Origin of the sequence: Bradyrhizobium genosp. L (assembly GCF_015624485.1) — a bacterium.
In the GTDB taxonomy this organism is placed as follows: Bacteria; Pseudomonadota; Alphaproteobacteria; order Rhizobiales; family Xanthobacteraceae; genus Bradyrhizobium.
This window is the reverse complement of sequence record NZ_CP061378.1, coordinates 2,872,705-2,884,976: the sequence shown is the minus strand read 5'-3', so window position 1 is coordinate 2,884,976 and position 12,272 is coordinate 2,872,705. Positions and strand designations below refer to the sequence as shown.

The following is a 12,272-nucleotide window of genomic DNA, read 5'->3' as shown; positions in this document are numbered from 1 at the left end:
GCGCGTCCCCTTCAGCGGAACAGGCCGCGCCGCGCGAACAGCGGGGCATCGCTGCTCTCGTAAAGCGGCTCGACGGTGAGGTGGACCGCATCGACGTCGCGCACGGCGCGCGCCGATCCCATGATCAGGGGCACGCGCTGGTGCGGCGTGCGTGCCGACAATTCGAGGATGCGGGAGCGGCCGTTCGACGCAGCGCCGCCCGCCCATTCCATGATCAGCGCGATCGGATGCGCCTCGTACAGCAACCGCAGCCGACCCTCGCGATAGCCCTGGCGCGCATCCGCAGGATAGAGGAACACGCCGCCGCGCATCAGGATGCGGTAGGCCTCGGCGACCAGCGAGCCGATCCAGCGCATGTTGTAGTCCTGGCCACGCTCGCCATCGACCCCGGCCAGGCACTGATCGATATAGCCGCGCACCGCGCCGCTCCAGTGCCGCCGGTTCGAGGCGTTGATGGCGAATTCCGCGCTGTCCGCGGGCACCCGCAGGTCGCGCGCGGTCAGCACGAACTCGCCGCTCTGCGGGTTGAGCGTGAAGCAATCGACGCAACCGTCGAGCGCCAGCACCAACACTGTCTGCGGACCGTAGATGAAGCAGCCGGCGGCGCATTGCGCGGTGCCCGGCTCGAAGAAGGTCGAGATGATGTCGTGTCCCTTCGGCCGGATCGAGAAGATGGTGCCGACCGAGACGTTGTTCTCGAGATTGGCGGAGCCATCGAGCGGATCGATCGCGACGCAGAGCGGCGCGTCAGGATCGAGCGTCTCGGGCAGTTCCGCTTCCTCGGAAAGCACCGCGGCCACCGGCGCGCCACGCAACGCGTCGCGCATCAAATGGTCCGCGACGATGTCGATGTTACGCTGCCGGTCGCCGTCGGGATTGATGCCTCCGCTCTCGGCACCGGCGCTCGCAAGCGAGCCGGCGGCAATGATCCGCCCAAGCTCGACCGCGGCGCGCGCCAACGCCTCGACCACCGCGACCGCGGCCGCACGCATCGGGTTGTGCTGCGCCGGCCACTCCAGATGGGCATGCAATGCAGGACGAATCTCCACGGGTCTCTCCCTTTGGTCACGCCCTCTGTGCCGAGGCTTCGATCGACGACCCGAATGGAGTCGCCCAGGCCCCTATCAACGCGCGAATTGCATGATTAGGGAAATTTCATTATCTTTGGATGGAACAAAGTTTTTCTTATGGAGCCAATCATGGTCGGCCGGTTCTCGCGCGACCTCACCATCCGCCAGCTGCGCGCGCTGGCGACCGTGCACGAGGCCAAATCGATCACGTCAGCGGCCAACCGCCTCAACCTGACGCAGCCGGCAGTGACGCTGCAGCTGCGCAACCTGCAGGCGCTCGCCGGATTGCCGCTGATCCAGCGCACCGGCGACGGCATGGCCGTGACCGACGCGGGCGCCCATGTGCTCGCCATGATCGAGCGGATCGAGGCGGCGCTGCGCGATTGCGAGCAGTCGCTCGATATGATCGCGGGCCGCAGCGGCGGCCGCGTCGCGATGGGCGCCGTCTCGACCGCGAAATACTTCGTGCCGTTCGCCATCGCGGCGTTCTCACGCCGCTTTCCGAAGATCGACGTCACGCTCCGGATCGGCAACCGCGAGCAGATCCGCGACGCGCTGCGCGGCTACGATCTCGACATCGCGGTGATGGGAAGGCCGCCGGCCGATGTCGAGGTCGAGATGCGGCCGCTCGGCCGGCATCCGCATTTCATCATCGCAGCACCCGATCACCGGCTGGCGCGGCGGCGGCATATCACCATGTCCGAGCTCGCCGAGGAGACCTTCATTACCCGCGAGCAGGGATCGGGCACGCGGATGCTGATGCAGGAATTTTTCGAGCGGGTGCGGCTGGCGCCGCGGGTCGGCATGATCATGGACAGCAACGAGACCATCAAGCAGGCGGTGATGGCCGGCCTCGGCATCGCCTTCATCTCCCAGCACACGGTGTTTCACGAGCTGGAGGATGCGCGGCTCGTCGTGCTCAAGGTGAAGGGGTTGCCGATCGTGCGGCAGTGGCACGCGATGCGGCGCGCCGACAAGATCCTGCTGCCACCGGCGGAGGCGATGATGGACTTCCTCGGCAAGGACGGCTGGCGCTATCTGCCGAACTCGCGCTGAACCTTCAGAACAATCTGAGCCGCAACCAGGTCCAGACCGTCACCAGCACCGGCGCGCCGACCGCAAGCCAGGAAAAATAGCGGCCGACATCATCGTAAAGCAACGCGGCCAGCAGCCCTGCCAGCGACAGGATGCCCAGCACGATCGGCGCGCCGAAGACGCCGATCCAGCCCTGCGATCGCCCCGCGGATCTCATTCCGCCGGCACCGCGTGACCCACCACGGCGCCGCGGGTCCGCTTGCGCCGTCGCGCAAACCAGAGATAGAGCCCGCTTCCGATCACGATGATGGTGAGGATGTCGAGCACCGCCCAGATGATCTTCAGCGGCATGCCGCCGTAATCGCCAAAATGCAGCGGCTGCGAGATCAAGAGCGCCTGCAGATAGGCCGGCAGCGCACGCGTGTCGGAGACCTCGGCGGTCTCGCCATCGAGCAGCACCGGCTTCAGCAGCCGCGAGGTCAGCGGCGTAGCGCCACGCATGAACGCCGCATAGTGATGCGACGAGGTGAACGGCGTCCCCGGATAGGCCACGAAGGCGACCTCCATTCCCGCCGCGGCCCCCTTCGCCTGCGCCACGACCCGATCGAGCGCGGCGAGCTGCATCGGCGCCGGCCTGCCGGCATAGGGCTTCACCATCTCGGCAAGCTCGGTCGCCTTCCACTGGTTCAGCATCAGCTCGGCCCAGGTGTTGATCACGCCGGTGAGACCGACCACCAGCGCCCAGACGACCGTGACCACCCCGATCAGATTGTGCCAGTCGAGCCAGGCGACGCGGCGCGCCGATCTGTCACGGATGGTGGCAAAGCGCAGGCGGCGGCTGAACGGCCAATACAGCACCACGCCGGAGACGATCGCGACCGCGAACAGCAGGCCCATCGCGCCGAGGAACAGCTTGCCGGCCTGCCCCGCGAACATGTCGGTGTGCAGCTTCAGCACGATCAGCATCGGACCGACGCCGACCAGCCCGAGCGGCTTGGCGGTGACCGCGTCAAAGGCGCGCACGGTGGCATCGTCGGGCTTGCCGTCGGGCGCGTTGTTGGTGAACGCCATGACGATGCCGGGTTCATCCTTGTCCCAGGAGACGTATTGCATCACCCGGCCGGGATCCGCAGCGAGCGCAGCCTGCACGATCTGTTGCGCGGGCAAGGGCGCACGGCCCGCCGCGGCCTCCGGCTGCGGCGCATAGCCAAGCGCCTCGTCGATCTCGTGATGGAAGATCAGCGGCAGCCCGGTGAGGCAGAGCAACAGCAGAAATACGGTCGACATCAGGCTGGTCCAGCCATGGACCAGCGACCAAATCCTGACGGTCCGCGCCTTCATCCGACCCTCGTCACCGACGCGGCACCTCGCAACACACAGAAATGAATCAAACGCGTCGTGCCCGCTCGCAGCAAGTCTCTGACGGCTTATGCGAGCGATCGAGATATCGCCAATAGAAGGACTCTAAGTGATATCGAGGCTTGCGCTTTGCCGGCCGGGTTCCAGTGCAATGATACGCCGGCCGGTTTGCATCTACCGTCGGCCGGGCCCGCGGCAATTCGCGTCAGCCGGAAATCTCAAGGCAGCGCCGCGCGTTAAGCATTGCACTCGACCGACGCGCATGCGACATCTTGGTGGACCACTCGCCAAACGATGTCCTAAGCGAGGGAGACTGACCTGCAGACCCCGTCCCCGCCCATGCCTGACTTCAAGGCGTTGTTCGAGGCGGCGCCCGGCCTCTATCTTGTGCTGATGCCGGCCGACTTTCGCATTGTCGCGGTCAGCAACGCCTATCTGCGCGCGACGCGGACCGAGCGGAATGCGATCCTCGGGCGTGGCCTGTTCGAGGTATTCCCCGACAATCCCGATGATCCGGCCGCTGACGGCGTGCGGAACCTGCGCGCCTCGCTCGAGCGCGTGGTCCAGTTCCGGCGGCCCGACACCATGTCGGTGCAGAAGTACGACATCCGCAAGCCCGATTCGGAGGGCGGCGGATTCGAGGAACGCTTCTGGAGCCCGCGCAACACGCCGGTGTTCGGGCCGAACGGGCAGCCCACCTACATCATCCACCGGGTCGAGGACGTCACCAGTTTCATCCAGCTGAGACAGCGCGGCGTCGAGCAGGATCGGCTGACCGACCATTTGCGCGAGCGCACCGAGCAGATGGAAGCCGAGATCTTCATGCGCGCCCGCGAGGTCGAGGCCGCCCGCGAGCAGCTCGAAACCGAGCAGAAGCTGCGCCAGGTGCAGAAGATGGAGGCGGTCGGCCATCTCACCGGCGGCATCGCGCACGACTTCAACAACATCCTGACCGTGATCACCGGCCTGATCGACATCCTTGCCGATGCCGTAGCGCACGACGCCGCGCTGACGTCGGTCACCAACATGATCAGCGATGCGGCATCGCGCGGCGCTGAGGTGACCAAGCATCTGCTCGCCTTCTCGCGGCAGCAGCCGCTGCAGCCGCGCGAGGCCAACCTCAACACACTGGTGCAGGACACCGCACGGCTGCTGCGCCCCTCGCTCGGCGAGCAGATCGAGATCGACACCGCGCTCGAGCCCGACGCATGGCCGGCCTTCATCGATCCCAACCATCTGTCGACCGCGCTGCTCAATCTCGCGGTCAACGCGCGCGATGCGATGCCTGACGGCGGCAAGCTGATGCTCGAGACCAGCAACGTCGTGCTCGACGAGACCTACGCCGCCGCCAATATCGACGCGCGGCCGGGCGAGTATGTCATGATCGCGGTGAGCGATACCGGCGCGGGAATTCCCGAGCATATCCGCGAAAAGGTGTTCGAGCCGTTCTTTACCACCAAGGACACCGGCAAGGGCACCGGCCTCGGCTTGAGCATGGTCTACGGCTTCATCAAGCAATCCGACGGCCATCTCAAGATCTATTCCGAAGAAGGCCACGGCACCTCGATCAAGCTCTATCTGCCGCGCTCGAGCGGCGACATGGTCGACGTCGAGCCACCGCCCGTCGTCGACGCCCGCGGCGGCAACGAGACCATCCTGGTCGTCGAGGACGATCCCCTGGTGCGCAACTACGTCAGCGCCCAGCTCGAGCAGCTCGGCTACCGCACCTTGGTGACCGCCAACGGCCCCGAGGCGGTGGCTGCGGTCGACAAGGGATTCGTCTGCGACGTGCTGTTCACCGACGTGATCATGTCGGGCGGCATGAACGGCCGGCAGGTCGCCGATGCCGTGATCGCCAAGCTGCCCTCGGTGCGCGTGCTCTTCACCTCGGGCTATACCGAAGACGCGATCTTCCACCACGGCCGGCTCGACCCCGACGTCACGCTGCTGCCGAAGCCCTACCGCAAATCCGACCTCGCGCGGATGATCAGGCAGGTGCTGGCGCAGCCGCCGGCGTCGGTAGCAGCGAAGTGACCGTGGCTGATCAAGGCCCGAAGCTCGAGCGGCTCTGGATCTTCCACGCGCCGTCGCGCAGGCTCAGCACATAGAGCGAATCGTAGACGCCGATGACCGAGCCATCCTCGCGGTAGCGGGTGTAGCGCAGCGCATAATGCGCCTTCACCGGTGATGACTGGATCAATTCCATCTCGTCCCACGCGCTGTGGTGCCAGCCGTCCTGCCTGCGCAGCCGTTCGAACAGGTCCATCGGATTGCCGCCGCCGTGCTGATAGACGGTCGCCGTACCGCCCGCCATCCGCACATGCGGGAAATGCATCAGCGCGTCCATCGCCGCTGCATCATAGCTATTGAGCGCCGCCATCCAGCGCATCAGCAGGTCCTCGCATTGCGCGCGATCGTCGGGCGAGATCTGTGCGTCGACGGTAAAGGTCGTGGCCGCGTCCGGCATCATGCATCTCCGCTCTGCTTGCTGGTGCTGCCCTCGCGCGCGGCGCATCCCGCGAGAAACAGCGCTGCACAGGCCTTGGCGCGCGCCTCGAGCTCGTCGTGCGACGGAGCCGGCCGATGCCCATACATCACGTCGCGCTGCGGCTGGAACACGAGCATGCCGAGCAGCATGCCGGCGGCGGCAGGCGCATCGTCCAGCGCGATCCGTCCCCTTCTCTGCTGCACGCCGAGCCACGCCGCCAGCGCGCCGAGCGTGCGTTGCATCGCCTTCGCGTAGAACATCTCGGCGATATCCGGGAATTTGTCGCTCTCGGCCAGGATGATGCGCTGGAGTGCGATAACTTCAGCGTCGAGGATGAGTTCACCACAGGTCAGCAGCGCGGCCTCCAGTGCGGCGGCGATGTCGCGGCCGTCGCAGGCACCGAGATTCACCACCGAGATGAAGCGATCCATCCGATCGGTCACCGTGGCCTCGAACAACGCGAGCTTGGTCGGAATCAGCCGGTACAGCGTCTTGGTCGAAACGCCGGCGCTGGCTGCCACGTCCGACATGCTGGTCACGGCAAAGCCGCGCACTGCGAATTCATGGCGCGCAGCGTCATAGATCACGGCGCGGGTTTCCTCGTCGGAACGGAGTTGCGGCCGTCCGCGGCCACGCCGCTCCGGCGCCGGCGCTGGCGAGCCCCCCTCCGTCTGTTGTTTGTCTTTCAGGTCCATCCGAGAGCCATGCTTTTAAATGATGCCTGTCATCCTATTGACAGACCCAATATGGGCTCTATTTTGGAAAATATCAAGTTTCCTAATTAACCGCCACATCACGACGGGAGGATTAGCGAGACTTTCCAGAGGGATAGAGCACAGGGAACACCGCCATGAGCCAGCATGAAACCGCATTCAAGGCCGAGAGCCAGGTTCCGGCCGACACCGCCAAACAATTGATCGCGCACGCGGAAACAGCCGCCCCGCCTCCCGCTGCCGCGAAAGGCAAGCTGCGCCGCCTGCTGCTGGCCGGCGTCGCGATCGCGGCTCTCGCGGGTGCCACCTGGTACGGCTGGGACTATTGGACGGTCGGCCGCTTCCAGATCTCCACCGACGACGCCTATGTGAAGGCGGACAACACCACGATCGCACCAAAGGTCTCCGGCTATCTCAGTGCGGTGCAGGTCGGCGACAACGAGCATGTGCATGCCGGCCAGGTGCTGGCGCGGATCGACGAGCGCGACTTCAAGGTCGCGCTCGACCAGGCCAAGGCCGACGTCGCCGCCGCCGACGCTGCGGTCACGAGCAAGCAGGCCCAGCTCGACGTGCAACATTCGGTGATCGAGGCGGCGCGCGCGACGCTCGCGGTCGACAACGCGACGCAGACTTTCGCCGAGCAGGAGAACAAGCGTTACACCGACCTCGCCGGTACCGGCTATGGCAGCGTGCAGAACGCGCAGCAGGCGCAGTCGCGCTATGCCAGCGCGCAGGCCGCGATCGCCCGCGACACCGCCAACCTCGCCTCCGCACAGCGCCAGGTCGAACTGCTCAAGGCCGAGATCGTCCAGGCGGTCGCGGCGTCGGCACGGGCGAGCGCCCTGCAACAGCAGGCCGAGCTCAATCTCAGCTACACCACGATCACGGCGCCGATCGACGGCGTGGTCGGCAACCGCACGCTGCGCACCGGCCAGTACGTCCAGGCCGGCACGCAGTTGATGTCGCTGGTGCCGGCCACCGGCGCCTATGTGATCGCCAACTACAAGGAGACGCAGCTCACCAACGTCCGCAAGGGCCAGCCGGTCGAGATCGAGGTCGACATGTTCCCCGGCCAGGTGGTGCGCGGCCACGTCGACAGCCTGGCGCCGGCGAGCGGCCAGGAATTCGCGCTGCTGCCGCCTGACAACGCGACCGGCAATTTCACCAAGGTGGTGCAGCGTATCCCGGTGAAGATCACGCTCGATCCAACGCAAGTCGAACTGCGCCCCGGCATGTCGGTGATTCCGAGTATCGCGACGCTGTCGCGTTCCGCCGAGGACGCTCCGCACGCCAAGACCACCCCGAAGCTTGCCGTTGCTTCATTCAAATAGGTGAGCCAGAAAAGAAACAGGTGATGTCATGTCCGACCTCGCGCTCTCCTCCTCCGCCCCGGCACCTCGCGCCGTCACAGCCGATCCCAACCGCGCCAGCATGACCGTCTGGATCTCGATCCTGGCGGCCATGATCGGCGCCTTCATGGCGATCCTCAACATCCAGATCACCAACGCCTCGCTGCTCAACATCGAGGGCGGCATCGGCACCGGCGTCGACAACGGCTCCTGGATCTCGACGTCGTATCTGATCGGCGAGATCGTGGTGATCCCGCTTACCGATTACCTCAGCCGCGTGTTCTCGTTCCGAAGGATCATGATCGGTCATGCCACGCTGTTCGCGATCTTCTCCGTCGCCTGCGCTTTCACCCACGATCTGCCGTCGATGATCGCGATGCGCGGCCTGCAGGGTTATTTCGGCGGCGTCCTCATCCCGATGGCGTTCACGCTGGTGTTCACCAAGCTGCCGAAGCCGCAGCAGCCGATCGGGCTCGCGATGTTCGCGCTCGCCGTCACCTTCGCACCGGCGATCGGCCCGACCATCGGTGGCTACCTCACCGAAAATTACGGCTGGCAGACCATCTTCTTCGTCAACGTGATCCCGACCGCCGTGATGGTCATCACGCTCTACTTCACGCTGGAACGCCAGCCGATGCAGCTCCATCTGCTGCGCGAGGGCGACTGGGGCGGCATCGTGACGATGGCGATCGGCCTATCGGCGCTGCAGGCGGTGCTGGAGGAAGGCAACAAGGACGACTGGTTCGGCTCGCCCTTCATCGTCAAGCTCGCGGTGGTCGCCGCGGTCAGCCTGACCCTGTTCATCTGGATCGAGCTCGTGGTCGAGAAGCCGCTGCTCCGGCTGCGGCTGCTGACCCAGCGCAGCTTCGGCTTCGGCACCATCTCGGCGGTGTTCCTCGGCTTCGCGTTGTTCGGCTCGGTCTACATGCTGCCGGCCTATCTCGGTCAGGTACAAGGTTACAACGCCGAGCAGATCGGCAACGTGCTGGCCTGGACCGGGTTGCCGCAACTGATCCTGATTCCACTGGTGCCGAAGCTCATGCAGCGCATCGACGCCCGCTTCATCGCCTTTGCCGGGATGTCGCTGTTCGCGATCTCTTCCTTCATGAACATCACGATGTCGCTCGACTATTCCGGCGACCAGTTCTTCGTTCCGAATATCGTCCGCGCGGTCGGCCAGGCGCTGACGCTCGCTCCGCTGTCCGCAGTCAGCCTCGGCAGCGTCGCGCCCCAGGATGCCCCGGCCGCCTCCGGCATCTCCAACATGATGCGCAACCTCGGCGGCGCAATCGGGACCGCGCTGCTCGCGACCATCGTCACCAAGCGCGAGCAGTTCCATTCCAACATCATCGGCCAGTCCGTGCATCTTGGCCGCGAGGAGGTGCGCACCAGGATCGCGGAGATGACCAACTACTTCCTCAGCCGCGGTGTCACCGATCCCTCCGCCGCGCAGCACCAGGCCATCGTGGCGCTCGGCAACACGGTCAAGCGGCAGGCGCTGGTGCTCGGCTTCAGCGATGCCTTCGCGGTGATCGGCGTGGTGCTTGCGCTGGCTGCGATCGCAATCGTTCTGACCGGCAAGCCGAAGAGCGCTGCCGGCGGCGCCGGTGCGCACTGAACGCTTGGGGCGACGGCCGGGTGCCGTCGCCTCCTTAGCTCGCCTCGCGCAGCTTGAATCGCTGGATCTTGCCGGTCTGCGTCTTCGGCAACGCCTCCACGAACGAGATCGCGCGGGGATATTTGTACGGCGCGATCGTCGCCTTGACATGATCCTGCAACAGCTTGACCTCGGACTCGTCGTTGCGCGCACCCTGCTTCAGCACGACGAACGCCGAGACGATCTGCCCGCGCTCCTCGTCCGATACGCCGATCACGGCGCACTCCGCGACGTCGGGATGCCCAAGCAGCGCCGCCTCGACCTCCGGACCGGCGATGTTGTAGCCGGCGGAGATGATCATGTCGTCGGCGCGGGCCACGAATGACAGCCGGCCGTTCGCGTCACACATGAAGGCGTCGCCGGTGACGTTCCAGCCGTCGCGGACGTAATTGGCCTGCCTGCTGTCAGCGAGATAGCGGCAGCCGGTCGGACCGCGTACCGCCAGTTTGCCGACCGCGCCAGGCGGCAGATCGTTCATGTTCTCATCGACGATCCGGGCCTCATAACCGCCGACCGGCGTTCCCGTCGTGCCGCCAACGGCGCTGCCGGTACGGTTGGTGATGAAGATGTGCAGCAGCTCCGTGCTGCCGATCCCGTCGAGGATCGGCTTGCCGGTCTTCCGGATCCAGCTCTCGAACACCGGCGCCGGCAGCGTCTCGCCGGCCGAGACCGCAAGCCGAAGCGAAGAGAGGTCGGCGCCCTTGTCCATCGCGGCCATCATCGCGCGATAGGCGGTCGGTGCGGTGAAGCAGATGGTCGCCTTGTAGGTCTCGATGATCCTGATCATCTCGCTCGGTGCTGCGTTTTCCAGCAACGTCGCGGTGGCGCCGAACCGCAACGGGAAGATCGCGAGCCCGCCGAGACCGAACGTGAAGGCCAGCGGCGGCGAGCCCACGAACACGTCGTCCGGCGTCACCTGCAGCACTTCCCGCGCATAACCGTCGGCGACGATCAGGAGATCGCGATGGAAATGCATGGTCGCCTTCGGCTCGCCGGTCGTGCCGGACGTGAAGCCGAGCAGCGCGACGTCGTCGCGTCCGGTCTTCACCGCATCGAACTTCACCGGCTTGTTCAGCGCGATGCGATCAAGCTCGGCGTCATGGTTCTGGGTGCCGTCGAAATTGACGACCTGCTTGAGAAATTTGCTGGTCTTGGCGCAGGCCACCAGCTCGTCGGCGATGCGGCTGTCGGTCAGCGCCAGCGAGATCTCGGCCTTGTCGACGATTTTTGCCAGCTCGCCCGCGCGCAGCATCGGCATGGTGTTGACGACGACCGCGCCGGCCTTGGTCGCCGCGAGCCAGGCCGCGACCAGCGCCGGGTTGTTGCCGGAGCGGATCAGCACGCGATTGCCGGGCTTGACGCCGTAATTCTCCACCAAGGCGTGCGCCAGACGGTTCGACCAATCGGTCAGTTCCTTGTAAGTGCGCTGGCGGCCATTGCCGATCAGCGCGATGTTGTCGCCCATGCCCTGCGCGACGATGCGATCGGTCAGTTCGACCGCGGCGTTGAGATAATCGGGATACTGGAATTCCGGCCGCTCGAGCAGCAGTTTTGGCCATTGCTGAACCGGCGGCAGATTGCGTCGCGCGAAATCGTCGACATGCCCCGACGGGCCAAGCCCGGGAATTTCACCTGACATTCGATTGCCCCTCGCTTTCCAGGAAGGCCAAGATCAACATCGAGAAGACCAGAATCGAGGACGCCGGCAGCGTACCGATAGAAATCATTTTATACTTAAAACAATTCGGCGCAAGAGGCGGAAATCGGAAAATCCGCGCGGCACTAGATTTGCGTAAGCTCCTTCAGCCGCTTGACCATCGCGGAGTCGGGGTCGGCGAGCGGTGCGATCGCGGTGAAATGGTTGGCATCGGGCACAACGCCGAACCGCGTCGCCACGCCCGCCCTGCCCCAGACTTCCGCCATGGTCCGGCTCTGCCGGTGATATTCGGCGCTCTCATTGCCGCCGACGACGGCGTCGAGTGTCTTGCCCGCGGGCGGCTTCCAATAGAGCGGGCTTGCGGCCTTTGCCGCGTCGTGGTCGAGACCCAGCGCCTTGTTGACGGAGGTCGTGACCAGCGGCTCGAGCTCGAACAGGCCGGAAATCGCATAGGCTGCCCTGACCAGATCCTTCGGCAGGGACGCGTCATAGGCCGGCCAATCGGTCGCAAGCATACATGCGGCGAGATGTCCGCCCGCCGAGTGTCCGCTGACCACGAGCGGACGCCCGAGCTTCGCGAGCTTGTGCGATGCCGCCCGCATCTGGCCGATGATGTCGGCAACCGCGACGCTGGGACAGAGATCGTAGCTCGGCACCGCTACGCTGATGCCGTGGCCGTTGAGCCCGCGCGCGCAATGGCTCGAGGACGAGCCGTCGAGCGCCTGCCAATAGCCGCCATGGATGAAGACGACGAGCGGCCCGTCGCCGCTCCCCTCGAACAGGTCGATCACGTTCCGAGTGCTGGGACCATAGGTCAGCCGCCGCGGCTGGTGCAGCTCGCGATAGGCGGCGGAGTCCCGTGCCCAACCGGCCATCAGCGCCGGGTTCTCGGGCACCCGGGCGCGGTTGTTGTACTCGACCTCGTAGTCGATCCCGGTCACGGC

General features: G+C 65.6%; 11 protein-coding genes. 4 read left to right on the top strand and 7 right to left on the bottom strand.

Translation table 11 applies throughout. The features are described from left to right. Positions 1-11: 11 nt before the first annotated feature. Positions 12-992: a class 1 fructose-bisphosphatase gene (locus IC762_RS13370; RefSeq protein WP_246801650.1), complete on the bottom strand. Its 981-nt coding sequence runs from the start codon at positions 990-992 to the stop codon at positions 12-14. A gap of 207 nt (positions 993-1,199) precedes the next feature. Here IC762_RS13370 and IC762_RS13365 point away from each other — a divergent pair, with 207 nt between their 5' ends. After that, positions 1,200-2,126 (top strand): LysR family transcriptional regulator, encoded by a 927-nt coding sequence (locus tag IC762_RS13365; RefSeq protein WP_195789240.1) that lies wholly within the window; start codon positions 1,200-1,202, stop codon positions 2,124-2,126. Between the two features lie 4 nt (positions 2,127-2,130). On the opposite strand, the gene IC762_RS13360 is transcribed toward IC762_RS13365, so the two are convergent. Both IC762_RS13360 and IC762_RS13355 read right to left on the bottom strand, forming a co-directional pair. Beyond that, positions 2,131-2,322 (bottom strand): hypothetical protein, encoded by a 192-nt coding sequence (locus tag IC762_RS13360; RefSeq protein WP_195789239.1) that lies wholly within the window; start codon positions 2,320-2,322, stop codon positions 2,131-2,133. Then, positions 2,319-3,446 (bottom strand): PepSY-associated TM helix domain-containing protein, encoded by a 1,128-nt coding sequence (locus IC762_RS13355; protein ID WP_195789238.1) that lies wholly within the window; start codon positions 3,444-3,446, stop codon positions 2,319-2,321. Before IC762_RS13355 ends, IC762_RS13360 begins: the two co-directional genes overlap by 4 nt. 357 nt (positions 3,447-3,803) lie before the next feature. Between IC762_RS13355 and IC762_RS13350 the strand changes: the two genes are divergently transcribed. Continuing rightward, entirely contained in the window at positions 3,804-5,498 is a 1,695-nt protein-coding gene (locus IC762_RS13350) for an ATP-binding protein (RefSeq protein WP_195789237.1), read from the top strand. A gap of 10 nt (positions 5,499-5,508) precedes the next feature. On the opposite strand, the gene IC762_RS13345 is transcribed toward IC762_RS13350, so the two are convergent. Both IC762_RS13345 and IC762_RS13340 read right to left on the bottom strand, forming a co-directional pair. Then, on the bottom strand, positions 5,509-5,931 hold the full coding sequence (locus tag IC762_RS13345) for a hypothetical protein (RefSeq protein ID WP_195789236.1): 423 nt from the start codon (positions 5,929-5,931) through the stop codon (positions 5,509-5,511). After that, positions 5,931-6,539 (bottom strand): TetR/AcrR family transcriptional regulator, encoded by a 609-nt coding sequence (locus tag IC762_RS13340; protein ID WP_349629752.1) that lies wholly within the window; start codon positions 6,537-6,539, stop codon positions 5,931-5,933. The genes IC762_RS13345 and IC762_RS13340 overlap by 1 nt, the downstream gene beginning before the upstream one ends. A 263-nt stretch (positions 6,540-6,802) precedes the next feature. Between IC762_RS13340 and IC762_RS13335 the strand changes: the two genes are divergently transcribed. Together IC762_RS13335 and IC762_RS13330 are read left to right on the top strand one after the other, a co-directional pair. After that, the gene (locus IC762_RS13335) at positions 6,803-7,996 is read left to right on the top strand and encodes an HlyD family secretion protein (RefSeq protein ID WP_195789234.1); all 1,194 of its coding nucleotides are present in this window, start codon (positions 6,803-6,805) and stop codon (positions 7,994-7,996) included. A 28-nt stretch (positions 7,997-8,024) separates the two neighbouring features. Further along, a complete protein-coding gene (locus IC762_RS13330; RefSeq protein ID WP_195789233.1) occupies positions 8,025-9,632 on the top strand; it encodes an MDR family MFS transporter in 1,608 nt (535 codons plus the stop codon). Between the two features lie 34 nt (positions 9,633-9,666). Here the strand turns inward: IC762_RS13330 and IC762_RS13325 are convergent, their stop codons facing one another. Together IC762_RS13325 and IC762_RS13320 are read right to left on the bottom strand one after the other, a co-directional pair. Then, entirely contained in the window at positions 9,667-11,310 is a 1,644-nt protein-coding gene (locus IC762_RS13325; protein ID WP_195789232.1) for a benzoate-CoA ligase family protein, read from the bottom strand. A gap of 143 nt (positions 11,311-11,453) precedes the next feature. Beyond that, the gene (locus tag IC762_RS13320; protein WP_195789231.1) at positions 11,454-12,269 is read right to left on the bottom strand and encodes an alpha/beta hydrolase; all 816 of its coding nucleotides are present in this window, start codon (positions 12,267-12,269) and stop codon (positions 11,454-11,456) included. Positions 12,270-12,272 lie beyond the last annotated feature (3 nt).